Source organism: Burkholderia sp. MBR-1 (assembly GCF_013822785.1).
Classification (GTDB): domain Bacteria; phylum Pseudomonadota; class Gammaproteobacteria; order Burkholderiales; family Burkholderiaceae; genus Burkholderia; species Burkholderia vietnamiensis.
In genome coordinates, this window is sequence record NZ_CP053610.1 from 1,884,082 (window position 1) to 1,910,861 (window position 26,780).

At 68.1% G+C, this 26,780-nt stretch carries 26 protein-coding genes and 2 pseudogenes; 11 read left to right on the top strand and 17 right to left on the bottom strand.

Features of this window, described 5'->3' with window-relative positions; all coding sequences use genetic code 11:
* Positions 1-100: 100 nt before the first annotated feature.
* Positions 101-1,474: a phage tail protein gene (locus MBR110_RS23020; RefSeq protein ID WP_181709354.1), complete on the top strand. Its 1,374-nt coding sequence runs from the start codon at positions 101-103 to the stop codon at positions 1,472-1,474.
* 118 nt (positions 1,475-1,592) lie between these two features.
* Here MBR110_RS23020 and MBR110_RS23025 read toward each other — a convergent pair whose 3' ends face one another.
* The gene (locus tag MBR110_RS23025) at positions 1,593-2,780 is read right to left on the bottom strand and encodes a glycosyltransferase (RefSeq protein WP_011881060.1); all 1,188 of its coding nucleotides are present in this window, start codon (positions 2,778-2,780) and stop codon (positions 1,593-1,595) included.
* A 424-nt stretch (positions 2,781-3,204) separates the two neighbouring features.
* Between MBR110_RS23025 and ispH the strand changes: the two genes are divergently transcribed.
* Positions 3,205-4,146: a 4-hydroxy-3-methylbut-2-enyl diphosphate reductase gene (gene ispH / locus MBR110_RS23030; protein ID WP_011881061.1), complete on the top strand. Its 942-nt coding sequence runs from the start codon at positions 3,205-3,207 to the stop codon at positions 4,144-4,146.
* Between the two features lie 12 nt (positions 4,147-4,158).
* Positions 4,159-5,319 carry an adenosyl-hopene transferase HpnH gene (gene hpnH, locus MBR110_RS23035; RefSeq protein WP_011881062.1) on the top strand — a complete coding sequence of 387 codons (1,161 nt, stop codon included), beginning with the start codon at positions 4,159-4,161 and terminating at the stop codon, positions 5,317-5,319.
* Between the two features lie 225 nt (positions 5,320-5,544).
* On the opposite strand, the gene MBR110_RS23040 is transcribed toward hpnH, so the two are convergent.
* Complete coding sequence (locus tag MBR110_RS23040) at positions 5,545-5,922, bottom strand: hypothetical protein (protein WP_011881063.1); 378 nt, start codon at positions 5,920-5,922, stop codon at positions 5,545-5,547.
* 489 nt (positions 5,923-6,411) lie between these two features.
* Between MBR110_RS23040 and MBR110_RS23045 the strand changes: the two genes are divergently transcribed.
* Together MBR110_RS23045 and MBR110_RS23050 are read left to right on the top strand one after the other, a co-directional pair.
* The gene (locus MBR110_RS23045) at positions 6,412-6,765 is read left to right on the top strand and encodes a DOPA 4,5-dioxygenase family protein (protein WP_045578374.1); all 354 of its coding nucleotides are present in this window, start codon (positions 6,412-6,414) and stop codon (positions 6,763-6,765) included.
* A gap of 93 nt (positions 6,766-6,858) precedes the next feature.
* The gene (locus tag MBR110_RS23050) at positions 6,859-7,290 is read left to right on the top strand and encodes a nuclear transport factor 2 family protein (RefSeq protein ID WP_011881065.1); all 432 of its coding nucleotides are present in this window, start codon (positions 6,859-6,861) and stop codon (positions 7,288-7,290) included.
* A gap of 21 nt (positions 7,291-7,311) precedes the next feature.
* Here MBR110_RS23050 and trhA read toward each other — a convergent pair whose 3' ends face one another.
* The 7 genes from trhA to MBR110_RS23085 all read right to left on the bottom strand — a co-directional run bounded on the left by trhA (position 7,312) and on the right by MBR110_RS23085 (position 13,558).
* Positions 7,312-7,932 (bottom strand): PAQR family membrane homeostasis protein TrhA, encoded by a 621-nt coding sequence (trhA, locus tag MBR110_RS23055; RefSeq protein WP_011881066.1) that lies wholly within the window; start codon positions 7,930-7,932, stop codon positions 7,312-7,314.
* 195 nt (positions 7,933-8,127) lie between these two features.
* Positions 8,128-8,334: a YbdD/YjiX family protein gene (locus MBR110_RS23060; RefSeq protein ID WP_011881067.1), complete on the bottom strand. Its 207-nt coding sequence runs from the start codon at positions 8,332-8,334 to the stop codon at positions 8,128-8,130.
* Positions 8,335-8,346: 12 nt separating this feature from the next.
* Positions 8,347-10,425 carry a carbon starvation CstA family protein gene (locus tag MBR110_RS23065; RefSeq protein WP_011881068.1) on the bottom strand — a complete coding sequence of 693 codons (2,079 nt, stop codon included), beginning with the start codon at positions 10,423-10,425 and terminating at the stop codon, positions 8,347-8,349.
* A gap of 266 nt (positions 10,426-10,691) precedes the next feature.
* A complete protein-coding gene (locus tag MBR110_RS23070; protein WP_011881069.1) occupies positions 10,692-11,120 on the bottom strand; it encodes a PRC-barrel domain-containing protein in 429 nt (142 codons plus the stop codon).
* A complete protein-coding gene (locus tag MBR110_RS32540) occupies positions 11,117-11,566 on the bottom strand; it encodes a hypothetical protein (RefSeq protein WP_081058946.1) in 450 nt (149 codons plus the stop codon). The genes MBR110_RS23070 and MBR110_RS32540 overlap by 4 nt, the downstream gene beginning before the upstream one ends.
* Positions 11,563-12,693, bottom strand: coding sequence for a 3-deoxy-7-phosphoheptulonate synthase (locus tag MBR110_RS23080; protein ID WP_011881071.1), 1,131 nt, complete (start codon positions 12,691-12,693; stop codon positions 11,563-11,565). The genes MBR110_RS32540 and MBR110_RS23080 overlap by 4 nt, the downstream gene beginning before the upstream one ends.
* Positions 12,694-12,847: 154 nt before the next feature.
* The gene (locus tag MBR110_RS23085; protein WP_059460630.1) at positions 12,848-13,558 is read right to left on the bottom strand and encodes a YceH family protein; all 711 of its coding nucleotides are present in this window, start codon (positions 13,556-13,558) and stop codon (positions 12,848-12,850) included.
* A 723-nt stretch (positions 13,559-14,281) separates the two neighbouring features.
* Here MBR110_RS23085 and MBR110_RS23090 point away from each other — a divergent pair.
* From MBR110_RS23090 to MBR110_RS23105, 4 genes and pseudogenes are all read left to right on the top strand, one after another.
* Complete coding sequence (locus MBR110_RS23090; RefSeq protein ID WP_181709355.1) at positions 14,282-15,046, top strand: SDR family oxidoreductase; 765 nt, start codon at positions 14,282-14,284, stop codon at positions 15,044-15,046.
* A gap of 7 nt (positions 15,047-15,053) precedes the next feature.
* Positions 15,054-15,389 (top strand): annotated as a pseudogene (locus MBR110_RS23095) (cupin domain-containing protein); the annotation flags it as partial.
* A gap of 31 nt (positions 15,390-15,420) precedes the next feature.
* Positions 15,421-16,158: a histidine utilization repressor gene (gene hutC / locus MBR110_RS23100; RefSeq protein WP_059603195.1), complete on the top strand. Its 738-nt coding sequence runs from the start codon at positions 15,421-15,423 to the stop codon at positions 16,156-16,158.
* Positions 16,159-16,441: 283 nt separating this feature from the next.
* Positions 16,442-17,305: a LysR substrate-binding domain-containing protein gene (locus MBR110_RS23105; protein ID WP_011881077.1), complete on the top strand. Its 864-nt coding sequence runs from the start codon at positions 16,442-16,444 to the stop codon at positions 17,303-17,305.
* 21 nt (positions 17,306-17,326) lie between these two features.
* On the opposite strand, the pseudogene MBR110_RS23110 reads toward MBR110_RS23105, so the two are convergent.
* Positions 17,327-17,848: pseudogene (locus MBR110_RS23110) on the bottom strand (amidohydrolase family protein); the annotation flags it as partial.
* A gap of 770 nt (positions 17,849-18,618) precedes the next feature.
* On the opposite strand from MBR110_RS23110, the gene MBR110_RS23115 reads away from it, so the two are divergent.
* Together MBR110_RS23115 and MBR110_RS23120 are read left to right on the top strand one after the other, a co-directional pair.
* The gene (locus tag MBR110_RS23115) at positions 18,619-19,236 is read left to right on the top strand and encodes a LysE family translocator (RefSeq protein WP_011881079.1); all 618 of its coding nucleotides are present in this window, start codon (positions 18,619-18,621) and stop codon (positions 19,234-19,236) included.
* Between the two features lie 110 nt (positions 19,237-19,346).
* The gene (locus tag MBR110_RS23120; RefSeq protein ID WP_011881080.1) at positions 19,347-19,595 is read left to right on the top strand and encodes a hypothetical protein; all 249 of its coding nucleotides are present in this window, start codon (positions 19,347-19,349) and stop codon (positions 19,593-19,595) included.
* A gap of 121 nt (positions 19,596-19,716) precedes the next feature.
* Here MBR110_RS23120 and MBR110_RS23125 read toward each other — a convergent pair whose 3' ends face one another.
* From MBR110_RS23125 to pobA, 7 genes are all read right to left on the bottom strand, one after another.
* The gene (locus tag MBR110_RS23125) at positions 19,717-21,075 is read right to left on the bottom strand and encodes an MFS transporter (protein ID WP_011881081.1); all 1,359 of its coding nucleotides are present in this window, start codon (positions 21,073-21,075) and stop codon (positions 19,717-19,719) included.
* A 237-nt stretch (positions 21,076-21,312) separates the two neighbouring features.
* Positions 21,313-21,699 (bottom strand): 4-carboxymuconolactone decarboxylase, encoded by a 387-nt coding sequence (gene pcaC, locus MBR110_RS23130; RefSeq protein ID WP_011881082.1) that lies wholly within the window; start codon positions 21,697-21,699, stop codon positions 21,313-21,315.
* Between the two features lie 10 nt (positions 21,700-21,709).
* Positions 21,710-22,495, bottom strand: coding sequence for a 3-oxoadipate enol-lactonase (gene pcaD, locus MBR110_RS23135; protein ID WP_181709356.1), 786 nt, complete (start codon positions 22,493-22,495; stop codon positions 21,710-21,712).
* 16 nt (positions 22,496-22,511) lie between these two features.
* The gene (locus MBR110_RS23140; RefSeq protein ID WP_011881084.1) at positions 22,512-23,870 is read right to left on the bottom strand and encodes a 3-carboxy-cis,cis-muconate cycloisomerase; all 1,359 of its coding nucleotides are present in this window, start codon (positions 23,868-23,870) and stop codon (positions 22,512-22,514) included.
* Between the two features lie 88 nt (positions 23,871-23,958).
* Positions 23,959-24,615 (bottom strand): CoA transferase subunit B, encoded by a 657-nt coding sequence (locus tag MBR110_RS23145; RefSeq protein WP_059549795.1) that lies wholly within the window; start codon positions 24,613-24,615, stop codon positions 23,959-23,961.
* A gap of 68 nt (positions 24,616-24,683) precedes the next feature.
* Positions 24,684-25,397, bottom strand: a complete 714-nt coding sequence (locus MBR110_RS23150) for a 3-oxoacid CoA-transferase subunit A (protein ID WP_011881086.1) — start codon at positions 25,395-25,397, stop codon at positions 24,684-24,686.
* A gap of 142 nt (positions 25,398-25,539) precedes the next feature.
* Positions 25,540-26,772, bottom strand: a complete 1,233-nt coding sequence (gene pobA / locus MBR110_RS23155) for a 4-hydroxybenzoate 3-monooxygenase (RefSeq protein WP_014724220.1) — start codon at positions 26,770-26,772, stop codon at positions 25,540-25,542.
* Positions 26,773-26,780 lie beyond the last annotated feature (8 nt).

Here is a 26,780-nt window from a genome sequence, read left to right on the forward strand (position 1 = left end):
GGCGTGCAACACGCCGCTTTGCGCACTTTGTTACACGCCACCGGCGGACCGGCACCGGCGCAGCGGTTAAAATCGCGGGTCTTACGCAGAGAAGACACGCATGAACCTGAACGATCAGATCGATTCGCTGAACGCCGGCGTCGATCGGCTCCTCCACGATCACCACGCCGCGCAGCAGGCGGCACGCAGCGCCGAAGCGTTCGCGCGCGCCGCGGCGGCCGAGGCGCAGGCCGCGGCCGCACGTCACGCCGCCGCGGAAGCGGAAGCCCAGGCCGCCGCACAGCGCCACACGACGGCCGCCGCCGATGCGCAAGCCGCGCAGCAGCGCCACGCGGCCGCCACCGAAGCGGCGGAAGCCGCCGCCCTGCGTCACACCGAAGCCGCCGCGCAAGCCGACGCGGCGGTTCAGCGGCACGCCGAAGCCACCGCGCTGACCGAAGCGCTCGCCCAGCGCCACGCGGACGCCGAAGCCGCGTCGCAACGCCATGCCGCCGCTATCGCCGAAGCCGAGGCGGCCGCGCAACGTCACCACGCAGCCGCGACCGAAGCCGACGCGGCCGCCCAGCGCCACGCGCTCGCCGCCGCGGAGGCCGAAGCCGCCGCGAAGCGCCATGCGGACGCGACCGCCGAAGCCGAAGCAGCGACGCAGCGTCACGCGGCCGCGATCGCCGAGGCCGAGGCGCTCGCGCGACGTCATACCGAGGCAATCGCGCAAGCGGAAGCCGCCGCCCGGCGCCACACCGAGGCAGCCGCGCAGGCCGACGCGATCACGCAGCGTCACACCGAAGCCATCGCGCAAGCCGAAGCCGCCGCGCAACGCCACGCGGATGCGATCGCGGAAGCCGAAGCGGTCAAGCAGCGCCACGCCGACGCGATCGCGCAGGCCGAAGCGGCCGCCGAGCGGCACGCGAAGGCGGTGGCCGAGGCCGAAGCGCTGGTCGAAGCCGTCGTGAAGGACGCCGCGACGGCGGCAGCGACGGCAGCGGCAACCGAGCCGGCCGCGCAGCCCGATGCCGCCGAAGCGGTCGGCGAGCCGGCCCCGGCGCCGCGCGCCGATGAAGCGCCGGCTGCCGAGGCCGATGCGGGCACCGCCGTCATCGCGGCGCCCGCCGCCGAGCCGGCCGTCGATGCAGCGAACCCGCCTGCGGACAAGGCGACGCTGCACATCGCGCGCCCGTCGCAGAACGAGCTGACGTTGACCGTCAACGGCCAGTCGATCACGCTGCACCCGGAGCAGGTCGGCCAGCTGATCGAGGAGCTCGCGCACGCGCGCGCGTCGATGCAGCCGGAACCGCCGGCGGGCATCCCGGCCGGCTGGCGCTTCGTGACGACCAAGAATCCGATGATGGTCGTGCAGAAGCAGTCGAACGGCGACCGCCTGCTGGTCACGCGCCACACCGGCTACGGCTGGGTGCCGTTCACGTTCTCGCCGGACGTCGTGATCCAGATGTACATGCTGCTGACCCAGCGGTAAGCGGGCGCGGCCGCGCCAAATCCCTTCGCGCCAAACGACAAAGCCCGATCGGCTGCACGCCGATCGGGCTTTTTGCTGTGCGACGAACCGGCGACCGGCCGGCGTGCGCGGGCGCCGTTCAGCGCTCCACCGGCGCCTGCACGCGCGCCTTCCACTGCCCGCCCTTGCCGCGCCAGTAACGCCATGCGGATGCGAACGTCGCACCGACGTAGAACAGCGCGACCAGCGGCAGCGCGGGCGCCCACAGCGGCGAGCGCCGGTAGTAGCGCAGCATCGGCGCATACGCGGTGCACATCGACGCCCACGCGAGCCATGCCGGCCACGCGCGCGCACCGTATGCGAGCGCGACCACGGGCGGCACGAGGTAGATGATCGTCATCCCGAGCAGCGTGCCCGCGAGCAGCAGCGGCGAATAGTGGAGCTGCGTGAACGCCGTGCGCGCGATCATGTTCCAGATGTCGCGCCAGCTGTCGTACGGGCGCAGCGACACGCTGCGCTCGGCCAGATCGAGCCGGATCGGATGCCGGCCGCTGCCGCGATGCTTGATCTGCGCGGCGAGGCTGCAGTCGTCGATCAGCGCGCCGCGGATCGATTCGATGCCGCCCGCCTCCTCCAGCGCGCTGCGCTTGACCAGCATGCAGCCGCCCGCGGCGCCGGCCGTCCGGTTGCGCGGATCGTTGATCCATGAGAACGGATAGAGCTTCGCGAAGAAGAACACGAACGCCGGGATCAGCGCCTTCTCCCAGAACGAATCGCAACGCAGCCGCACCATCAGCGACACCAGATCGCGCTGCTCGGCCTGCGCACGCGTGACGAGCTGCGCGACCGCGTCGCGCGGATGGCCGATGTCGGCGTCCGTCAGCAGCAGATAGTCGGCCGGCAGGCCCAGCGTGCGCACCGCGGCGATGCCCTGCGACTGCGCCCAAACCTTGCCCGACCAGCCGGACGGCAGCGGCTTGGCGCTCAACACCGTCAAGCGCTCCGCGCGGTTGATCGCCAGCGCGGCGGCGCGGGCGGCGTCGGCGGTGCCGTCGTCGCTGTGGTCGTCGACGATGATCAGATGGAACTCGCCCGGGTAATCCTGCTCGAGCAGCGACGTCGCCGCCTGCGCGATCACGTCGGCCTCGTTGCGCGCCGGCACCACCGCGACGACGGCCGGCCAGCCGGCGGCCGCGGCCGCGCCGCGCGCCTCGGGCGGCAGCACCCGCGCGGGCCGCGCGCGCCAGAAGCCGCCGCGCGCGACCAGCAGCACGAGCCAGATCACCAGCGACAGCGCGGACACCAGAAAGGCAATTGCAAGCATCATCGGCGGGCCTCCTGCGGCAGGCCCGGGCGGCGGGCCGCCATGCCGGCCCGACCGGGCGCAGCCGGAGCGGGATTTGAACGACCCATGACCGCACCGGCGGCAGGGCAATATGCAAGAGAATCGACGGTCATCGAATGGCCTTGAAATGAGCGCGACGGCGGGCTGCCCGACAGGCCGCCCGCGAAACCGCGCAGTTTACCGGGTTCCGCGCGCGCGAGTGCCGACGCGGCTTCGCGGCCGATGCAACACGGCCGACACGGCACCAGAGCAAGGACGGCGCGATAGGGTTAAAATGCGCGATTAATTCGGGGTTCCGGGGCCTGGCCTGGCCGGTTCGTTTCCTGCCTTCATAACATCAAGCCGGGGCGAGCGAGCTGTGCCAGCTCCTCGAACCCCGGCGTCTGTCGTCGGAGTTCGCTCACTTATGCGAGTCATCCTTGCCCAGCCCCGCGGCTTTTGCGCGGGGGTTGTCCGTGCGATCGAGATCGTCGATCGCGCGCTGCAACAGCACGGCGCGCCGGTCTATGTGCGTCACGAGATCGTGCATAACCGGCATGTCGTCGAAAATCTGCGTAATAAAGGGGCACGGTTCGTTGAGGAACTCGACGAGGTGCCGCACGGCGCTGTGGCGATCTTCAGCGCGCACGGTGTCGCCCAGACCGTCGAACGCGACGCGGAAACGCGCGGCCTCGACGTGCTCGACGCCACCTGCCCGCTCGTCACGAAGGTGCACGTGCAGGGCCGCCAGTACGTCGCGGCGGGCCGTCGTCTGATCCTGATCGGCCATGCGGGCCATCCGGAAGTCGAAGGCACGATCGGCCAGATCCCGGCCGAAGTGGTGCTCGTGCAGAGCGAGGCCGAAGTCGATACGCTGACGCTGCCGGTCGATACGCCGGTCGCGTACGTGACGCAGACCACTCTGTCGGTCGACGACACGCGCGGCATCATCGAAGCGCTGCAGCGCCGGTTCACCGACATCGTCGGCCCGGACACGCGCGACATCTGCTACGCGACGCAGAACCGCCAGGCCGCCGTGCGCGAGTTGAGCACCCAGGTCGACGTGCTGCTGGTGGTCGGGGCGACGAACAGTTCGAACTCGAACCGGCTGCGCGAGATCGGCACCGAAAGCGGCGTGCCGAGCTACCTGGTCGCCGACGGCTCGGAAGTGAAGGCCGAATGGTTCGCGGGCGTGCAGACGGTCGGCCTGACGGCCGGCGCCTCGGCGCCCGAAGAGATGGTCGAGGATGTGATCGGCGCGCTGCGCGCGCTGGGGCCCGTCGATGTCACGACGATGGCGGGCCGTGAAGAAAAAGTCGAGTTCAAGTTGCCGGCGAAGCTCATGCAAGCTGTCGCCCGCGAAGTTTAAGGAGGACAACTCTTGTCTATTCCGCTGCTCCAGCAAGTCCGCGTCGGCGCATACATCATGCGCCAACACCTGTCCGGCAACAAACGCTACCCGCTCGCGCTGATGCTCGAGCCGCTGTTCCGCTGCAACCTCGCCTGTAACGGCTGCGGCAAGATCGACTATCCGGACCCGATCCTGAACCAGCGCCTGTCGGTCGAGGAATGCCTGCACGCCGTCGACGAATGCGGCGCGCCGATCGTGTCGATCGCCGGCGGCGAGCCGCTGCTCCACAAGGAGATGCCGGAAATCGTCAAGGGCATCATGAAGCGCAAGAAATTCGTGTACCTGTGCACGAACGCGCTCCTGATGGAAAAGAAGATGGACGACTACCAGCCGAATCCGTACTTCGTCTGGTCGGTCCACCTCGACGGCGACAAGGAGATGCACGACCATTCCGTGTCGCAGGACGGCGTGTACGAGAAGGCGGTCGCGGCGATCAAGGAAGCGAAGCGCCGCGGCTTCCGCGTGAACATCAACTGCACGCTGTTCAACGACGCGATCCCCGAGCGCGTCGCGAAGTTCTTCGATACGCTGGGGCCGATCGGCGTCGACGGCATCACCGTGTCGCCGGGCTACGCATACGAGCGCGCGCCGGATCAGCAGCACTTCCTGAACCGCGACAAGACGAAGAACCTGTTCCGCGAAATCCTGAAGCGCGGCGAAGGCGGCAAGCGCTGGTCGTTCAGCCAGTCGTCGCTGTTCCTCGACTTCCTGGCCGGCAACCAGACGTACAAGTGCACGCCGTGGGGCAACCCCGCGCGTACCGTGTTCGGCTGGCAGAAGCCGTGCTATCTGGTCGGCGAAGGTTACGTGAAGACCTTCAAGGAACTGATGGAAGACACCAACTGGGACAACTACGGCGTCGGCAACTACGAGAAGTGCGCGGACTGCATGGTCCACTGCGGCTTCGAAGCGACCGCCGTGATGGACACGATCGCGCATCCGCTGAAGGCGCTGCGCGTCAGCCAGAAGGGCATCAAGACGGACGGCCCGTTCGCGCCGGACATCTCGATCGCGAAGCAGCGCCCGGCCGAGTACGTGTTCTCGCGCCACGTCGAGATCAAGCTCGAGGAAATCCAGCGCGCCGGCAAGGGCAAGCTGCAGAAGCCGGCGAAGCCGGCAACGGCGGCCTGACGAGCGGCTCGCAACGACGCGGGCCCGGCCCGCATCGCCCGCACGACGAGGGCGCCCCGGATTGCTCCGGGGCGCCCTCGTTTTTTTGCATGCTCGCGGCGGCGACGCGCCGCTGCGGCACATCACGCTGACGGCAGCGCCGACCCGTGCGCCGCGGCGGCGCATAGCGGGCCGCTGAATGGCGCTGGGGGCTGGGCGCTCGCCGCACGCCGCACGCCGCGCGCGTCAGAACGTGTTCTCGCCCTTCAGGTAGTACGCGGTCTTCACGAAGAACGCCTGCACCGGATGGCCGCTGCGCGCGGCGCTGGCGGCGCGCGCTTCCATCGCCATCTTCTCTTCGCGCGAGCGGTCGGGCACCGGGTTCTTCACGCGTTCGAGCGCGCGCTGCATCGCCTGCGGATAGTTCTGGTTGCCGGCCATCGTTGCCGAAAAGCCAGCGCGCGCCATCTGCTGCAATTGCACGTCGGTCTCGGCACGCGCCGCAGACCACGTCAGCGGCACGACGTTCGGCTGCCACGCGGTGTTGACGGATTGAGCAAAGCTCGCGGCCGGCACCGCGGCAAGCGTGACGGACAGAGCAGCAAGGGAAACGAGGGATCGCATATTGGCCTCCAGATGGTTGCGTACGCATCGATCATCGGTGTCGATGCGGCCCGATAATCGTATTGCGCACGGCCGTGCGCTTGAATAGCCGATTTCGCAATGGACATTTTCGGCGGCGAAATCGAAGCGCGCGCCACGCCGCTTACCGCTGCCGCCCGGCCCTCATTTCCTTAATGCGTTCAATGACATGATCGCGTCTTCGCGGAACTGCGAACCGGCGCGCAGAGCGCTCTTGCAGTTTCCGAAACGATCTATTGCGGTGGAGATTGCCTCCGCCGGTGGGCCGGTGCGGTATGCGACGGCGCGATGCCGGATGCACCGGCACGCCCGCGCAACGCCTCAGCGAGCGAACGCGCCGCGTCTGATGCGTGACAATCTTCCGGGCCGAATCGGCGCGCGGCGACGATACCCGCGCGGCGAGGTCGCGCGATAATTGCGCACCGGTCGCATCCCGCAACCTCTGCGCGCATTCATTTCCCGAGCACTACCATGGCCATCATCGACCCCGCCGCCATCGTCAGCTGGCATGCCCACGTCTACTTCGACGCCGCGAGCCGCGACGCCGCGTGGGCGCTGCGCGCCGTCATCGACGAGCGGTTCGGCGCGAGCGTCGAGCTCGGCCGCTTTCATGAACGTCTCGTCGGCCCGCATCCCGCGTGGTCGTACCAGATCGCGTTCGGTGCCGCGCGCTTCGACGAGATCGTGCCGTGGCTCGTGCTCAATCACGGCAAGCTCGACATCCTGCTACACCCGAACACCGACGACGAACTGCGCGACCATCGCGACAGCGCGGTGTGGATCGGCCACTCGCATTCGCTGAACCTCGAAGCGCTGGCCGGCTGAGCGCGGCGCATCGACGTTTCGGCTCGCGGTGAAACATCCGGCGGCGGCGGATCGGTACAGTCGCGTCGTTATCCACACCTGAAGCAGCCCGCGATGACCGATACCGATACCCACGCGCAGCGCATCCATCACGACTGGCACGCCGCCGTCGTCGCGCGCGACCTCGACGCGCTGATGGCGCTGTATGCGCCCGACGCGATACTCGAAACGCCGCTGATCGTCGTCACGCTGCCCGAGCACGGGTCAGGCGTGCTCCACGGCAAGACGGCGATCGCCGCATTCTTCGCGGCCGGCCTGCGCGATCCGCGAAGCCGGCTTGGACGCTGGTACCGCACGGGCCAGTTCTTTTCGAACGGACGCCAACTGATCTGGGAATATCCGCGCGCCACGCCGGACGGCGATCAGGTCGATCTCGTCGAAGTGATGGACCTGCGCGACGAGCTGATCGCGCATCATCGCGTCTACTGGGGCTGGGCCGGGTTCAACGCGCTGCGCAGCGCGGCGCCGGCGGACGGGCGCGCGTGACGCACGCCGTCCCGGTCGCGCTCACGCGACATACATCGCGACGCTGACGAACTGGCACAGGCTGCCGGCCAGCACGAACAGATGCCAGATGCCGTGCCCGTGACGAATGCGCTCGTCGTTGATGAAGAAGTAGATGCCCACGCTGTAGATGATGCCGCCGGCCACGAGCCACACGGTGCCCACCGGCGGCAGCGCATGCACGAGCGGACGGATCGCGACGAGCGCGAGCCAGCCCATCAGCACGTACAGCACCATCGACACGATGCGCGTGCGCCGCCCCAGCGTCAGTTCCTGCGCGATGCCGAAGGCGGCGAGCCCCCAGCTCACGCCGAACAGCGACCAGCCCCACGGGCCGCGCAGCGTGACGAGCGTAAACGGCGTGTAGCTGCCCGCGATCAGCAGGTAGATGGCCGCGTGATCGCACTTCTGCAGGATCGCCTTGAGCCGCGGCTTGCGTACGCTGTGGTACAGCGTCGAAATCGCGTAGAGCAGGATCAGCATCGCGCCGTACACGCTGAAGCTCACGATCTTGTACGGGTCGTGGTCGAGCGCGCCCATCGTCACCAGTGCGACGAGCCCTGCGATCGACAGCACCGCGCCGACGAGATGGGAAATACTGTTGAAACGCTCACCGGCATGCACGACGGATTCTCCTGCGCGGATTCATCGGAAAAGGCGGAGCCCTATGATACCGGCCGGCCGCGCGCGCGGCGCCGAACGCGGTCAAACGACGCGGTACGCGCGCGCCGTCCGCACAAAGAAAAAGCGCCGCGAATCGCTTCGCGGCGCTTTCGGATCCGTCCACGGACCGCTACCGGCCGGCTGCGCCGGCCCGGTTCAGCAACACTTCCCTGCCCCGGACCCGTATCGCGCGTTCTGACGCTCGCGGAAGAATTCCTCGTAGGTCATCGGCTCGCGGTCCGGATGGGTGTCGCGCATGTGCGCGACGTAGGTGTCGTAGTCGGGCAGCCCGACCATCAGCCGCAACGCCTGCCCGAGGTAACGGCCCGCGCTGCGCAGGTCGCTGCCGAGATCGGTGAACATCGCGGCCTCCCGTCAGCGTCCGCTGCCGAGCGCCTGCGCGGCCGGCATCGGCTCGTACGGCGTCTCGCGCACGCTCGGCTTCGCCTCGCGGCGCGCGCGCAGCACGGCGAGCAGCCCGTACACCGCGATCGCCACGACGACGAAGATGAACAGCCCGGCCAGCGCCGCATCGACGTAGTCGTTGAAGATGATCCGCTTCATCTGCGCGAGCGACTTCGCCGGCGCGAGCACCTTGCCCTGGTCCACCGACGCCTGCAGCTTGGCCGCATGCGCGAGGAAGCTGACCTTCGGGTTCGCGTCGAAGATCTTCTGCCAGCCGGCCGTGAGCGTGCAGATCAGCAGCCATGCGGTCGGCACGATCGTCACCCATGCGTAGCGCTCACGCTTCATCTTGAACAGCACGACGGTGCCGAGCACCAGCGCGATCGCGGCGAGCATCTGGTTCGAGATGCCGAACAGCGGCCACAGCGTGTTGATGCCGCCGAGCGGATCGACCACGCCCTGATACAGGAAGTAGCCCCACGCGGCCACGCACAGCGCGGTGGCGACCAGGTTCGCCGGCAGCGATTCCGTGCGCTTGAGCGCCGGGTGGAACGTGCCGAGCAGATCCTGCAGCATGAAGCGGCCGGCGCGCGTGCCTGCATCGACGGCCGTCAGGATGAACAGCGCCTCGAACAGGATCGCGAAGTGATACCAGAACGCCATCATCGCTTCGCCGCCGATCACCTGATGCAGGATGTGCGCCATGCCGACGGCCAGCGTCGGTGCGCCGCCCGCGCGGGCGATGATCGTCGTTTCGCCGACGGCCTTCGCCGTCTGCGTGAGCATGTCGGGCGTCAGCACGAAGCCCCATTGCGTGACGGTGTTGGCAACCGCTTCCGGCGTCGAGCCGAGCACGGCCGCCGGCGCGTTCATCGCGAAGTAGACGCCCGGCTCGATCACGCATGCGGCGACCAGCGCCATGATCGCGACGAACGATTCCATCAGCATCGCGCCATAGCCGATGAAGCGCGCGTTGGTTTCGTTGTCGATCAGCTTCGGCGTCGTGCCCGACGAGATCAGCGCGTGGAAGCCCGACACCGCGCCGCACGCGATCGTGATGAACAGGAACGGAAACAGATTGCCCGACCAGACGGGGCCGGTGCCGTCGACGAACTTCGTCAGCGCCGGCATCTTCAGTTCCGGCGCGACGACCAGGATGCCGATCGCGAGGCCGAGGATCGTGCCGATCTTCAGGAACGTCGACAGGTAGTCACGCGGCGCGAGCAGCAGCCACACCGGCAGCACCGACGCGATGAAGCCGTAGCCGATCAGGATCCAGGTGAGCTGCGTGCCGCTGAACGTGAACCATGCGGCGAGCGTCGGCGAATCGTGCACGGCCTGACCGAACGCGATCGACGCCATCAGCAGCACGAAGCCGATGATCGACACTTCGCCGATGCGGCCCGGGCGGATGTAGCGCGTGTAGATGCCCATGAACAGCGCGATCGGAATCGTCGCGGCGACGGTGAACGTGCCCCACGGCGAATTCGTCAGCGCCTTCACGACGATCAGCGCGAGCACCGCGAGGATGATCACCATGATCAGGAACGCGCCGAACAGCGCGATCACGCCGGGCACCGTGCCGAGCTCCATCTTGACGAGGTCGCCGAGCGAGCGGCCGTCGCGACGCGTCGAGATGAACAGCACGATGAAGTCCTGCACCGCGCCGGCGAACACGACGCCGCCCAGGATCCACAGCATCCCCGGCGTGTAGCCCATCTGCGCGGCGAGCACCGGCCCGACGAGCGGCCCGGCGCCGGCGATCGCGGCGAAGTGATGGCCGAACAGCACGTATTTGTTGGTCGGTACGTAGTCGAGGCCGTCGTTGTATTTGACGGCCGGCGTCATCCGCAGCCCGTCGAGCTGCATCACCTTGCTGGCGATGAAACGGCTGTAGAAGCGATATGCGATCAGATAGACACAGACTGCTGCGATCACGATCCACAGCGCGCTGACGCGTTCGCCGTGCGCAAGTGCGATCGTGCCGAACGCGAAGGCGCCGAGCAGCGCGACCGCGGTCCATAGCAAGGTACTGGAAGCCCGATTCATGGCGGTTCCTCGTCTCCTATGTGGTTTTAAGTGGATTCGGCGAGAGGTGTGACCGAACCCGCGTGACGTCGATGCGTCGCCGCGCACTGTTGTGCGGCGGTGGTCGGTAGTATTCCGTGCAAGGGGGAGGCGTACAAGCGCACAACTACGTATGCAGCGCTACGTAGAATTACGTAGATGCCAGCGGATGGGCGCTGGGCCGACGCGCGCGGCGACATCGCGCGCGCTCGGCCCGGCCCAGCACGTTGCGTACCGGGCGCGGAGGGTTAGTGCTTCTCGTCGACCTTGCGCGGCTTCGGCGGCGACGGCACCTTCGTGTACTGGAATGCCGGCGTGGCCTTCAGCGCGGCCTTCGTCGCGCCCGGCAGATAGATGTTGCCGTTGCGCACGTCGAGCGATGCGATCGGCACCGCGACGTCATGCGCGGCAACGCCGAGGAAGCCGCCGGCCGACACGATTGCCGCAGACACCGAGCCGTCCGGTGCGACGATCAGGTCGCGCACCGTGCCGACCTTCTGGTTCGCGTCGTTGTACACGGTCTTGCCGAGCACGCTTTTCTTCACGCTCCAGCCTTCGAGCAGCGCCTGCGATTGCTCGACGGTGACGCTGAGCGGCTGCGAGCCGGCGATCTGCGCGTGCGCGCTGACGCTGGACGCGAGGACGGTTGCTGCGATGAGGGTTTTATAGAACTTCATGCGTATTGCACTCCGGTTCGGTTGTTGTTGATTCCGGGAGCAAAGCGACGCGGGATAACGGCCGATCGGTGAGTACCGCGCGCTTCGTCGGACGCGTGACGGCCACACTCGCCGCCGCCGCGGGTGTGCATGACGAGCCGGCATGACCGGCCCGCAGCGTGCAACACGCGTTCATGGTAGCGGCATTCGCCCGATCGTGCGTTGAGCGTGCGACGCCGATGCGCATCGCGCTCGATGAAGATCAAAAGATCGCGCGCGGCGGCGTGGCGGAATCGCTGCTGCAGCGTCGAATTTGCGCGACGCGGCCTTCGTCGATGCGCTTGCCGCGATGCGAACGGCTCGGCGTCGCTGCGGACGCCGGGCTTGCGAAACGCCGATTCCTCGTGCGCGCTGGACGTCCTCGGGCTGCGGCAGAACTTCGCCGCGGTCCGATACGGACAGGTCACGCGTTGCGCGACGCGCCGCGGCGCTGCCGCACGGCTTGCGCGAGCACGTCGAGCACCGGCTCCGTCTGCGACCAGCTCAGACATGCATCGGTGATCGACACGCCGTACTTCAGCGGCACGCCCGGCTTCAGATCCTGACGGCCGGCCTCGAGATGGCTCTCCACCATCACGCCGATGATGCGCTGCTCGCCCTGCGACAGCTGGCGCGCGAGATCCTGCGCGACGTCGATCTGCCGCTCGTGCGACTTGTTCGAGTTCGCATGCGAGCAATCGACCATCACCTGCTCGCGCAACCCGCTCTTGCGCAGCACCGCGCAGCTCGCTTCGACGTGCTCGGCGTCGTAGTTCGGACCATTCTTGCCGCCGCGCAGGATCACGTGCGCGTCGTCGTTGCCGCGCGTCTCGAAGATCGCGGCCATGCCCATCTTCGTCATTCCCATGAACGCGTGGCTCGCGCGCGCGGCGACGATCGCATCGGCCGCGACCTGCACGCCGCCGTCGGTGCCGTTCTTGAAGCCGATCGGGCAGCTCAGGCCCGATGCGAGCTGACGATGGCTCTGGCTCTCGGTGGTGCGCGCGCCGATGGCGCCCCACGCGATCAGATCCGCGATGTACTGCGGGCTCAGCAGGTCGAGGAATTCGGTCGACGCCGGCAGGCCGAGCGCGTTGATGTCGAGCAGCAGCTGTCGTGCCGCGCGCAGCCCTTCGTTGATGCGGAAGCTGCCGTCCAGACGCGGATCGTTGATGTAGCCCTTCCAGCCGACCGTCGTGCGCGGCTTCTCGAAGTACACGCGCATCGTGATCAGCAGATCGTCCTGCAGCGCGTCGGCGGCGGCCTTCAGGCGGCGCGCGTACTCGAGCGCCTGGTCGTGGTCGTGGATCGAGCACGGGCCGACGACGACCAGCAGCCGGTCGTCGCGGCCGTGCAGGATGTCGCCGATCGCGCGCCGCGTGTCCTCGACGAGCGTCTGCGTGCCGGCCGGCACCGGCAGCTCGTCCTGCAGCAGCGCGGGCGAGATCAGCGGGCGCACGGCGCCGATGCGGACGTCGTCGATGCGGGTCGTGTCTTGCGTCGCGTCGGCGCTGCCTACCTCGCGATCGTGGGAGGGATTGTCGAGGTTATGCATGGAAATTCTCCGCGGTACATCCGAAATGATGGGCAAGCGCGATTATGGCATTCGCGCGCGGCCGTCTATGCGTTGCCGCCCAGCCTCGGCGACGCGTGCGCGATGCGCGACGCCGGCGGTTGACGCGGCTGCGCGCGCGGCCGACGCGTGATGGTCAGCCGGCGTCGCCCGGCGCGTCGACGTCGATGCCGAGCTCGGTCGCCATGCGCTGAACCAGCGCATTCAAGCGCGCCACTTCATCGACGAGCCGCTTCTGCTCGGCCTTCAGCGCCTCGAACTCGGACGGCGGAACGGAATCCGCGCCGCCGCCCGCGTCCGAACCGGCGAAGTCGGCGAGGTTCACGTCGCCGCACATCAGGTGCATCCAGCGGTTCTCGCGCGCACCGGGCGCGCGCGGCAGCCGCACGACGAGCGGCTGTGCGCGCGCCACGAGCTCGTCGAGGAATGCCTCGACCGACGAGATGTCGGCGAAGCCGTGCAGGCGCGCGCTGTTCAGGCGCAGCTCGGCGGCCGTCTGCGGACCGCGCAGCAGCAGGATCGTCAGCAGCGCGATCGCCTGGCTCGGGATCCCGAGCACGCGGTTCATATTGTGCTCGAAACGCGGCACGCGGCTGCTGCTGCCCTCCATCACGAGGCTCAGGTGCTTGAGCCCGTCGAGCGCGGCCGTGACCTCGTCCTCGCTGACGCTCATCACCGGCGAGCGCGCGGTTTTCTGGTTGCAGCCGGCGGTCAGCGCGTTCAGCGACAGCGGATAGGTGTCCGGCACCGTGTGCTGCTTCTCCACGAGCACCCCGAGAATGCGGGCCTCGAGAGGCGTGAGTTCGCGCAGGGCGCGGGGCGTGGGCAGGTCCGGCGTGGTGTTCATGATGGCGTCGCAACGTGCAGCGGGTGAAGGGAATCGGTGGCTCGCCGGTCCGGCGGCGCGGACGGGCGAGCCATATGATAGCTCGCGCGGTGACGCGCGGCGCGCGTGCGGGGCACGGCGCGCCGACTTGCCGCAGCGGGGGCGGGAGGGCGGTATGGCGGGTGGGGGATGGTGGGATGTTCGTTGCTGTGGATTCTGGCTGCGGGCGGCGCCGTGGCCTTGTGCCCTTGTGCCCTTGTGCCCTTGTGCCCTTGTGCCCTTGTGCCCTTGTGCCCTGGCGTCGCTGCGTCTCTGCACTCCGGCGTATTCGCCCTTGCGCCCTTGCGCCCTTGCGCCCTTGCGCCCTTGCGCCCTTGCGCCCTTGCGCCCTTGCGCCCTTGCGCCCTTGCGCCTTTGCGCCTTTGCGCCTTGCGCCTTGCGCCTTGCGCCTTTGCGCGTTGGCGTTGGCGTTGGCGTTGGCGTTGGCGTTGGCGTTGGCGTCGGCGTCGGCGTTGGCGCATTGGCGCATTGGCGCATTGGCGCGTTCGTGCGTTCGTGCGTCGGTGCGTTTGCCCGTTTGCCCGTTTGCGCGTCGCGCACGCCGGCGCTACGATACGCGTCACGCGTCGCGACGCTGCGCGATCCGCTCGCGCATTCGCGCCGGCGCATCGGCGCATCGCCTGCCGTGCCGCCGCGCCTCCGCTCCGCACGTTCGCTCCCTCATCCGCACACTCGCTCACCCCCATGAATGCAACCGCTTGCGCACCCAGCGTGCGCGCCATCGTCACCGGACATACGCGCGGCCTCGGCGCATCGCTCGCCGAACAATTGCTGCAGCAGGACATCGCCGTGCTCGGCGTATCGCGCAGCCGGCATCCGTCGCTCGCCGCAACAGCCGGCGATCGCCTTGTCGAGACCGAGCTCGACCTGTCCGACACCGCGGCCGTGGCGGCCTGGCTCGCCGGCGGCGCGCTGCGCAGCTTCGTCGACGGCGCATCGCTCGTCCTGCTGTTCAATAACGCAGGCGTCGTCGATCCGATCGGCCCGCTGGCCGCGCAAGACCCGGCGCTGGTCGCGCGCGCGGTCGCGCTGAACGTCGCCGCCCCGCTGATGCTGTCGGCCGCGCTCGTGCAAGCCGCATCGGCGCCGACCGAATGCCGCGTGCTGCACGTGTCGAGCGGCGCCGCCCGCAACGCATACGCGGGCTGGAGCGTCTACTGCGCGACGAAGGCCGCGCTCGATCACCACGCGCGCGCCGTCGCGCTCGACGCGAACCGCGCGCTGCGGATCTGCAGCGTCGCGCCGGGTGTCGTCGACACCGGCATGCAGGCAACGATCCGCTCGACCAGCGAAGCCAACTTCCCGATGCGAGAAAAATTCGACGCGCTGAAAGCGAGCGGCGCGCTGTCGACGCCCGACGAGGCCGCGCGGCATCTGATCCGCTACGCGCTCAGCGACGCGTTCGGCGCCGAGCCGACGGCCGACGTCCGCAACCTGCCGGCCGGCTGAGCCGCACACCGTCACGCGTGCCGGCGAGCGCACGGCAATGGGAGCGGCCGCCGGCCACGACGCGCATCGCCCCAAAAGCATCGCCGCCGGCCTCGCGCCGAAGAAGACGCTGCCGTTCGTCGTACCGCCGCTGCACGAATTCGTGGCGTCGACGTTTCGCGAGCACGAATGCAGGGAATTCCCGTTCGTCCACAAGGGGCGCGTCGAGATCGAATTTCCCAACGAGACGGTGCAACTCGCGACCGGCGATTCAGTCTATTTCAACGCACTGATCCCGCACCGCACGCGCAGCGTCGGCACCCCGCAGGCGGAGATCCTGGTCATCGTCAGTCACGACGGCTAGCGTCGTCACTTCTACGCGCGAGGATCCACCGATGGTCACGAAGGCCACCGCACCGTTCCGGCAGATCAAGACGCTCGTTCGCCGGAACGTCGCGTCGGGCGAATGGCGCACGGGCGAGCGCATTCCATCCGAGCTCGATCTCGCCGCGCGCTTCGGCGTCGCGCGCATGACGGTCAATCGCGCGCTGCGCGAGCTGACCGAGGAAGGCGTGCTCGAGCGGATCTCCGGCGTCGGCACCTTCGTCGCCGAAGCGAAGCCGCAGTCGAACCTGCTGATGATCGCGCACATCCGCGACGAGATTCGCGCGCGCGGCCACGAATACCGCTGTCGCGTACTGAGCCGCGCGCGCGAGCCCGCGTCGTTCGACGTGGCCGCCGCGTTCGGGCTCGACGTCAACACGCCGGTCTTTCACGTGGTGTGCGTGCACGAGGAGAACGGCCGCCCGATCCAGCTCGAGGACCGCTACGTCAATCCGGCCGCCGCGCCCGGTTTCATCGATCAGGATTTCGAAGTCGAGCCGCCGTCCGAATACCTGTTCAACAACGTGTCGCACCACGAACTCGAAATCGAGCACGTCGTCGACGCGTCGCTGCCGACCGGCGAGCAGGCACGGCTGCTCGACATGCCCGCCGACGAGCCGTGCCTGACGCTCACGCGTCGCACCTGGACGAACGGCTTACCCGTCACGTTCGTGCACTTCGTGCATCCGGGCAATCGTTACCGGCTCGGCTCGCGCTTCAAGCCGGGCGCCGGCCGACACCAGACCTGAAGCGGTCACCGCGCCGAGCAACTTATGCCTGGCCGCTAACGCGCGGTTTCCGGGGCGTTCAGTGTCGACCGATCCGTCGTATCCCGCTACATCGACGCACCGCGCGCTTCCGCCAGAGGCGGCCGCCGAGCGCGCCCATCCAGCGCACGCGCCAGCGCTGCGTTGAAGTGCGTAATGGCGTGCAGCCTCCACATCAATCGCGGTTGCCGACGCGCACCGGCCATGTTAAAAATCGCCCACCGATAGTTGAAAATGAAATGCGGCGATCCAAACAAGTGCGGAAATGAATAGACCCCTGTTCGACCTCGACCTGCTGCGCGCGCTCGTGATGGTCGCGGATTGCGGCAGTTTCACGACGGCCTCCGCACGGCTGCATTCGACGCAGTCGACCGTCAGCCAGAAGGTGCGGCGGCTCGAGGAGATCGCCGGACACCGGCTGCTCGACCGCGGCACGCGCGACGTCCGGCCGACCGACGCGGGCGTGACCGTGCTGAGCTACGCGCGCCGCATGCTCGCGTTGAACGACGAGATGCTCGAAGCGCTGACGGGCGCCACCGTCGCGCTGACGATCCGGCTCGGCGTGCCCGACGATTTCGCGGCGGGCCGCACGACGCACGCGCTCGCGGCGTTCAAGCGCGATCATCCGCAGGTGAAGCTGGAAGTCACGTGCGGGCTGAGCCGCGACGTCAGCGCCGCGTACGATCGCGGCGAACTCGACCTGGTGCTGATCAAGCAGCGGCGCGGCAGCCGCGAGGCGGTCGTGCGCTGGCCCGAGAAGCTGCGCTGGATCGACAGCGCGCGGCATCCGTCGATCGATCTCGATCCGTTGCCGATCGTCGCGTTTCCGCCGCGCGGGCTTTATCGCGACGACATGATCGAGGCGATCGAGGCGCGCGGCCGGCGCTGGCGCATCGCGTTCACGACGTCGAGCCTGAGCGGCATCCAGGCGGCCGTCGCGGACGGCCTCGGCATCAGCGTGCTGCCCGCGCGCGCGGTCACCGACGAGCACGTCGTGTTGACCGCGACGCAGGGCTTCGCGCCGATCGAGAACATGGACATCGCGATCCTGCACCGGCCGACCGCCGATCCGGTGGTCAATGAACTGACGAAAGCGCTGGCGACGATGCTCGAGCACGAGCAGCACTAAGCGCGTGCGGCGGCATTGCGCTCAGAGCAGCACGCCGTCGCGCGCAACGATCTTCCCCGACGACACGACGAGCCGCCGCAGCGGCCGCGCGACTACGGCTTCCGCGAACGTCGCCACATCGACGAGCACGACGTCGGCGCGCTTGCCGGCCTCCAGGCCGTAGTCGACGAAGCCGCAGCCGCGCGCGCCGCCGTGGGTCACGCAGTCGAGCGCGACTTCGAGCGCGTCGTCGCGTCGGAAATCGTCGCGCATCGCGATCAGCATCGCGCGCTCCAGCATGTCGGGCGAACCGAACGGCGTCCACGTATCGCGCACGCCGTCGTTGCCGCCGATGACCGTCACGCCCGCCGCGCGGCACGCGGCGACCGACGGCATCGGCACCGCGGCCGGCGCGGTCGTGACGATCGCGACGCGCAGCTCGGCCATCCGCGCGAGCAGCGCGTCGCGCTCGCGTTCGGCGAGGTCGCCGAGGCAGAAGCCGTGGCTGATCGTGACCTTGCCGCGCATGCCGAGCGCGGCCGTGCGTTGCAGGATCAGGTCGAGCTTCGGCTCAGCAGCCAGGCCAATGCCCTCGAGGTATGCATGCATGTACGCTTCGAGCGTGTGATGACACGACATCGTGAGCGCCTTGCCGCGTTTTTCGTACAGATGCACCTACAGCCAGCGCTGTTGCACATAGACGTCGTCGACCCGCATCGTGAGCGCTGCGCCGATCTGCGTGAACGAAAACACCATCAACGCGATCCGTGCGCGGTCACGCAGCCCGACCGGCATCCTCACATCGATACTGTCGAGCAGTTACTCCGCTTCAGTCGCGTCGAGCACTGGCATCTTGCCCTGCTTTGTGGTGTAGGTCGGGCCCTTCACCGGCGCGGCGGAATGTACGGTCCATCTTGGCCGGTGACGAGCCCGTCGAACATGTGACAGATCGCTGCCATGCGCTGCTTGACGGTTGCGATCGACGATGCTTTGTGCGCGGGCGAAATCGCACGTTGAATGGCGGATGAGCGCCTCCGATGTGACAACGTCGATCAAACATTGCGTCATATACCACCATCGCCAAATATTCTCCGATCATTTTCTGCCCACCGATATGGATCACATCCCTTGCACGTGGCAGGTAGCCAATTATTCAAAGACAACTTATTGAGACTGCGGACATCTTTTCTGAGAGACAACACCAGCCCATCGGCCGACGACAACAACCACCCCTCCGTACCGGCAATCGTCAATCCAACTGTACCGGTACTGTACATAAACCCGTCGCTACACTGACTCCATCCCAGCCTCGAACACGAATGGAGAACTTCGCGATGGAATTCCTCACCCTCAGCGCATTGCCGGCCGGCATGCTGTTCGCGCTCGTCACGTCGATCACGCCAGGCCCGAATAACACGATGCTGCTCGCGTCCGGCGTCAACTTCGGTTTCCGCCGCACGATGCCGCACCTGTTCGGCATCAGCAGCGGCGTTGCGATCCTGATGCTCTGCGTCGGCTTCGGCCTCGGCGAAGCGTTCCGCCGCGTGCCGTTCCTGTATACGATTCTCGAAGTCGCGAGCGTCGCCTATCTGCTGTATCTCGCATGGCGAATCGGCACGTCCGGGGAGGTAAAGGCGCACGGCGCGAAGCCGCGGCCGATGACGTTCGTCGAAGCCGCCGCGTTCCAGTGGGTGAACCCGAAAGCGTGGATGATGGTGCTGACCGCCGCGACGACGATCCGCCTGTCAGCCGACTACGGCATGAACGCCGCGTGGATGGCCGTCGTGTTCGTCATGATCGGCTTTCCGTGCATCAGCCTGTGGGCCGCCTTCGGCCAGGGCCTGCGCCGCTTCCTGTCGAACCGCCGCGCGCTGCGCATCTTCAACGTCACGATGGCCGCGCTGCTGGTCCTGTCGCTGTATCCGCTCGTCATCCACTTGCTACCGCAGTAAGCACTCACAAGTGCGCCCGTTGAGCTTCGTGCGGCGCAGGCGTACCCTTCGCGTACGGACGCGTGCAGCCGCTTAAGCGGCTGCACCGCTGCTCTGCACGGAGGTTGTCGATGAAGCCACTGCTGAAGGCCGGCGAGCATATCGAAGGCATGCACTGGGTCGCCGAATATCGCCCGCTCACGCACGACATCCGCGTGCTGCGCGAAAACGTCGAAGTGGGCACGTACTGCGCGCCGCCGACACTGTTCGGCGACGAAGCCGAAATAGGCGCCGCCAGCCACATCGATCATCGCAGCCAGGAGGCGGCGCTGCGCGCGTATCTGCGAAATTTCGTCAAGGAACACGACGCCGAGGAATAGCGGCGCACCGGCCGCAATAGCGACGGGCCGCCGAAGCGGCCCGATCCGTCGTCGGCCGTCGCTCACCGCGCCGGCCCGCGCCGCACCAACGAACCCGGTGCGTCGCCCGCCACGCTCGCGGTCAATGCCCGAGCGACTCGACCTTCCCGGCCGGTTGCGCGGCGCCGTGCGGCCGCGCCATCTGCTTGATGAGCAGCGCGACGCATGCGAGCAGGCCGGCCACCGCGATCGTCGCGAACACCGACGCGAACGAGAAATGCCGGCGCGTCAGTTCCGCGACGAGGAACGACCCGGCAATCCCGCCGAAGCGTCCCACGCCCAGCATCCATGCGACGCCCGTGCCGCGCCCTTCGGTCGGGTAGAACGCGGCGGCAAGCGCCGGCATCGACGACTGCGCGGTGTTCATCAGCACGCCCGCGACGAACACGACCAACACCAGCAGCCCCACATTGCCGGCGGCCTGTCCGATCGCGTACACGCTGATCGCGGTCAGCGCGTAGCAGACGGCGATCACGCGGTTCGCGTTGAAGCGGTCCATCAGCACGCCGCACAGCACCGCGCCGACGCCGCCGAGCGGGAACAGCGCGGAAATCAGCGTCGCGCTCTTCGGCGCGAGGCCGGCATCCTTCAGCAGAATCGGCATCCAGTTGATCGACGCGTAGAAGATGACGAGCCCCATGAAGTACGCAACCCACAGCATCACCGAGCCGGCGAGGTACGCGCGCGACATCACGACGCCGAGCCCCTTGCCGCCCGTCTGCGGCGCCGTTTCGGTCAGCGCGAACGAGCCGGCATTCAGCGCATCGCGCGAGATGCGCGCGAGCGTCGCGCGAATGCGCTCGACGCTGCGGCCGTGCGCGACCATGAAGCGCACCGACTCGGGCATCTTCAGCAGCAACAGCACGCCGAGCAGCAACGGCGTCACGCCGCCGAGCAGCAGCACGCTGCGCCAGCCGAAATGCGGAATCATCCACGCCGCGAGAAAACCGCCGAACGCGGCGCCGAGCGGAAAACCGCAGAACATCAGATTGATCACGGTCGCGCGGCGCTTGTCCGGGCAGAACTCGCCCATCATCGTGACGGCGTTCGGCATCGCGGCGCCAAGGCCGACGCCGGTGATGAACCGCAGCACCGTCAGGTGCCCGATGGTGGTCGAGAAGGCGGAAGCGAAGCACGCGACGCCGAACAGGAACACCGACCCGAGCAGCAGCGAACGCCGCCCGAGGCGGTCGGACAGCGGACCGGACACGAGCGCGCCGCACGCGAGGCCGAACAGCGCGGCGCTCAGCACCGGCGCGAGATCGGGCTTGCTGAGGTTCCATTCGCCGAGCAGCGACGGCGCAATGAAGCCGATCGCGGCCGTATCGAAGCCGTCGAGCAGCACGATCACGAAACACATGAGGAACACGAGCCACTGAAAACCGCCGAACGGCTGCTCGTTGATGAAGGTCTGAACATCGACCACGGGGGTGCGATTCATCGCTAGTCTCCTTGTCGGCCGACGCTGCGCTTCGGCGCTCGCTTCGGTCCGCTCCTGCATTGATATGGATGCAACTCGCGCGGCCTTCCGACCGCGCCTTTCCTTCGCTCGCGCACCGGTACGCTGCCGGCGCGTTCATTGCTCGTCGTGCTTATCGTACTTGTTGTGCTCGTCACGCTGCGCCGGCCTCGGCGCGGCGCGCGAGCGAAGCGGTGCCGGCGCGCGCGCCGGCCTCGCCTATGCGGCGGCGTCCTGCTCCTTGAAGATCTTGTCGGCGAGATGAAACGCCGAGTTCGCGGCCGGCACGCCGCAGTAGATCGCAGTCTGCAGCAGCACTTCCTTGATTTCGTCGCGCGTCACGCCGTTGTTGCGCGCCGCGCGCAGGTGCAGCGCAAGCTCCTCGCCGCGGTTCAGCGCGACCATCATCGCGATGGTCAGCAGGCTGCGCGTATGGCGCGGCAGGCCGTCGCGCGTCCAGATCTCGCCCCATGCGTAGCGCGTGATCAGGTTCTGGAATTCCTCGGTCACTTCGGTGCGGTTTTCGAGCGAGCGATCGACGTGCGCGTCGCCGAGCACCGCGCGACGCACCTTCATCCCCGCTTCGTAGCGTTGCTGGTCGTCCATCGTCGGCGCCTCACGCGGTCAGGAAGTTGAGCAGCGCGCGATTGAAACCGTCGGCGCACTCGATGTTGGAAATGTGCGCGCCGTCGAATTCGACGTGACGCGCGCCGGGAATCGCGGCGGCCAGCGCACGGCCCTGGTCGGGCGGCGTCGACATGTCCTTCGCGCCGGTCACGACGAGCACCGGCAGCGCAATGCCCTTCACTTCGTCGCGCAGGTCGGCTGCATTCAGCGCGTCGCAGTTCGCCGCATAGCCGTCCTTGTCGGTATGCACGAAGGTGTCGCGGATCGCGTCGAACAGGCGCGGCTCGCGTTCGACGAACGCGTCGGTGAACCAGCGCGGCAGCACCGCATCGGCGAGCGCGGCCATCCCTTCGGCGCGCGCCTTCTGCGCACGCGGCGCCCACACTTCCGGCGAACCGATCTTTGCGGACGTGTTGGCGAGCACGGCGCGCACGACACGCGCCGGAAAGCGCGCGGCGAGCGCGGCGCCGGTCAAGCCGCCCATCGAGATCCCGCAGAAACACGCGCGCTCGATGCCGACATGGTCGAGCAGACCGATCACGTCGCCTGCGAGCTGATCGATCGTGTACGAACCGGCCGGCGCTTCGGAATGGCCGTGGCCGCGGGTGTCGTAGCGCAGCACGTTGAAGTGCTGCGTGAGCGGGCGAATCTGCGGCGCCCACATCTGCAGATCCGCGCCGAGCGAGTTCGAGAAGACGAGCCACGGCGCGTCGGCGCGCGCGGCACGGTCGATCCGGTAATGCAGTTTCACGCCGTTGACAGTGGCGAAAGGCATCTCTTGGTTCTCCTGGTTATTGCGCGCCCGCGTGCAGCGCGAGCACGGCGTCGACGTAGGCGTGCGCCTCGCCGACGTAATGAGCGGGATCGAGCAGCTGCGCGAGCGCGTCGCGCGACAGGTGGGCGGATACGGCCGGATCCGCCGCGAGCACGTCGAACAGCGTCGCGCCGGTGCGCACGGCCTGCTTCGACGCATGCTCGACGACATGGTGCGCATCGAGCCGGCCGATCCGGTCGCCGAGCGCGAGCATCACGGCTTCGCCGAGGATCAGCCCGTGCGTGACGTCGAGGTTCGCGGCGAGGCGCTCGGTGTTGACGTCGAGGCCCGCGGCGATCTGCGCGATCTGCGCGAGCGCGCCGCCGGTCAGGCGCGCGAGGTCGGGCAGCGCGTCCCATTCGGCCTGCCAGCCGCCGAGCGCGCGCTCATGCTCCTGCACCATCGCCGCGAACACGGTCGCCACGAGGTTCGGCGCGCGCGTCGCGGCGGTGAGCACCGCCGCGCAGCCGACCGGGTTGCGCTTGTGCGGCATCGTCGACGAGCCGCCTTTGCCGGCCGCGGCCGGTTCGCCGAGCTCGCCCACTTCGGTCTGCATCTGCAGCGACACGTCGCGCGCGATCTTGCCGAGCGTGCCGACGAGCATCCCGAAACACGACGCGGCTTCCGCGATGCGATCGCGCTGCGTATGCCACGGCACGGCCGGCAGCGCGAGCTTCAAATCGGCCGCGAGCGCGGCGCTCACGCCGGCCGCGTGTTCCCGCAGGCTCGCGAGCGTGCCGGCCGCCCCGCCGAACTGCAGCACCAGCGCACGTTCGCGCAATTCGGCGAAGCGCGTGCGATGACGCAGCAGCGCATCGAGCCATTGCGCGAACTTGAGGCCGAGCGTGATGGGGAGCGCCTGCTGCAGCCATGTGCGGCCGATCATCGGCGTCGCGCGATGCGCGCGAGCGAGCGTCGCGAGCGACGCGCACGCTTCGTCGAGCAGCGGCTCGAGCACGTCGAGCGTGTCGCGCAGCTGCAGCACGGTCGCGGTGTCGATGATGTCCTGGCTGGTCGCGCCCCAGTGCACGAACTTGGCGGCTTCCGGGTCGTCGGCCTTCACCAGCGCGGTGAGCTGCTTGACGAGCGGAATCGCCAGATTGCCGCCGAGCGCGGCGCCCTGTGCGAGCGCGTCGCCGTCGAGCCGGCCGGCGTCGCAGGCGCGTTCGATCGGCGCGACCGCCGCCGCGGGAATCACCTGCTGCGCGGCGAGCGCACGGGCGAGCGCCGCCTCGACGTCGAGCATCCGCTGGATCGTCGCACGCGGCGACCAGATCCGGTTGAGCGGCTCGGTGCCGCAGATGAGGGAAGTGAGGCGGGCGCTGTCTTCGAGCATGGCGTCAGAGTGGAAAAACGGCGTGCGGCTATTGTCTACCGAAGCGGGCCGGCGTGCGATCGAACGCGCACGCCGGCCCGCTTGCCGTTCAGGCCGCCGCCTTGCGCGTCGCGTCGATCAGCGGCACGCCGGTCAGCTTGCGCAGTTCGTCGAACGACAGGTCGGTGAAGATCTCGCTCACCGCGAGACCGTCGGCCGTCACGTCGAGCACCGCAAGATCCGTATAGATGCGGCTCACGCACTGCACGCCCGTCACCGGATACGAGCACTGCGCGACGATCTTGCTCTCGCCCTGCTTCGTCAGGTGCTCCATCATCACGAACACCTGCTTCGCGCCGATCGCGAGATCCATCGCGCCGCCGACGGCCGGAATCGCGTCGGGCGCGCCGGTATGCCAGTTCGCGAGGTCGCCGTCCGCCGACACCTGGAACGCGCCGAGCACGCAGTAGTCGAGATGGCCGCCGCGCATCATCGCGAACGAATCCGCGTGGTGGAAATACGCGCCGCCGGTGAGCAGCGTCACGTGCTGCTTGCCGGCGTTGATCAGTTCGTCGTCCTCGTCGCCGGGCGCGGGCGCCGGGCCCATCCCGAGCAGGCCGTTCTCGCTGTGCAGGAAGATCTCCTTGCTCGGATCGAGGTGGTTCGCCACCAGCGTCGGCACGCCGATGCCGAGGTTCACGTACGCGCCTTCGGGGATGTCCTGGGCGACGCGCTTGGCCATTTCATCGCGGGTCAGTCGTTTCATTTCGGTTCTCCTGTCGACCGGCGCGGGCGCTGCCGCGCGAACGCCGGTCCCATACGAGGTTCGGGCCGTCAGGCGGCTTGCGAGGCGCGTTCGGCAGCCAGCTCGGCCGCATGCGCGGCCTGCGGCACTTCGACGACGCGCTGCACGAAAATGCCCGGCGTCACGATGTGTTCCGGGTTCAGCGCGCCGAGCGGCACGACTTCCGACACCTGTACGATCGCGACCTTCGCCGCGCTGGCCATGATCGGCCCGAAGTTGCGCGCCGTCTTGCGATAGACGAGATTGCCCCAGCGGTCGCCCTTGTACGCCTTCACCAGCGCGAAGTCCGCATGGATCGGCGTTTCGAACACGTACGACTTGCCGTCGATCACGCGCGTTTCCTTGCCTTCGGCGAGCTTCGTGCCGAAACCCGTCGGCGTGAAGAAGCCGCCGATGCCGGCGCCGGCCGCGCGGATCCGCTCGGCGAGGTTGCCCTGCGGCACGAGCTCCAGCTCGATCTCGCCCGCACGGTACAGCCCATCGAACACCTGCGAATCGCTCTGGCGCGGAAACGAGCAGATGATCTTGCGAACGCGCTTGGCTTTCAGCAGCGCCGCCAGCCCCGTCTCGCCGTTGCCCGCGTTGTTGTTGACGATCGTCAGGCCGCGCGCGCCCTGCTCGATCAGCGCGTCGATCAGCTCGGACGGCATGCCCGCCGTACCGAAGCCGCCGATCATGATGGTCGCGCCGTCGTGAACGTCCGCCACCGCCGCTTGAAGCGATTCGAAAATCTTGTTGACCATGTCTCTTCCTGATACGAACCCGCGGCACGATGCGCGGCCTGTCGAAGTGACACGCGGAGCGCGTGCCGCGCCGCAGGCCGTCGTCGACCCTCGGCTTTTGTTCGCCTATCGAACCTTGATTCGATTAGCGAACGATTGCCGATCATAGAGTCGCGCACAGCGCGTTGTCAAGGCGGGTTGCATCGGAGGCGAGCTGGTCGTCGAACGGCAGGCCGACGTAGTTTTCGGCGAGCGACTGCGCGGCGGCCCGCGAGCGCGTCACGTACTTCAGCTCGGCGAACTTCAGGCGATTGACGAACGGCGAATCGTCGGGCGACGAATGCAGCATGTTCGTCATGAAGTAGGAGAAATGCTCGGCGCGCCAGATGCGTTCGAGGCAGGTCGCCGAGTAGCGCTCGAGCGGCGCGGCGTCGCCATCGCGGTAGCGCGCGCCGAGCGCGCGGGACAGCACGCGCACGTCGGCGACCGCGAGGTTCATCCCCTTGGCGCCGGTCGGCGGCACGATGTGCGCGGCGTCGCCGGCGAGGAACAGCCGGCCGTGCTGCATGGTCTCCGACACGAAGCTGCGCATCGGCGTCACGCTCTTCTGCGTGATCGGGCCTTCGGTCGGCGTCCAGCCGGTGTCGTTCGAGAAACGCGTGTGCAGTTCGTCCCAGATGCGCGCGTCGGACCATTCGGCGAGGTCTTCGTTGGGCCGGCATTGCAGATAGAGGCGCGTGACCGTCGGCGAGCGCATCGAGAACAGCGCGAAGCCGTTGTCGTGATGCGCGTACACGAGCTCGTCGAGCGACGGCGCCGCATCCGCGAGGATGCCGAGCCACGCGAACGGATAGACGCGTTCGAACGTGTTCAGCTTCTCGGCGGGGACCGTCTGCCGCGCGATGCCGTGAAAGCCGTCGCAGCCGGCGATGTAGTCGCAGTCGATGCGCTCGGCGCGGCCGTCCGCGTGGGTGAACGTGACGAACGGACGGTCGCTCTCCACGTCGTGCAGCGCCACGTCCGAGACGTCGAAGTGCATCTGATGGCCGTGCGTATCGCCGACCGCGATCAGGTCGCGCACGACCTCGTGCTGGCTGTAGACGGTGATCGCGCGGCCGCCGGTCAGCCCGCTCAGGTCGATCCGGTGACGCTGGCCGGAGAACAGAAGCTCGATGCCGTGATGTTCGAGCCCCTCGCGCCGCATCCGGTCGCCGAGGCCGGCTTCGTTCAGCGTGTCGACCGTTCCCTGCTCGAGCACGCCGGCGCGAATGCGGTTCTCGCAGTATTCCCGCGAGCGGGCTTCGACGAGGATGGAATCGACGCCTTGCAGGCGCAGCAGATGGGAAAGCAAAAGGCCGGAAGGACCGGCGCCGATGATGGCGACCTGGGTGCGCATTGTTCGTC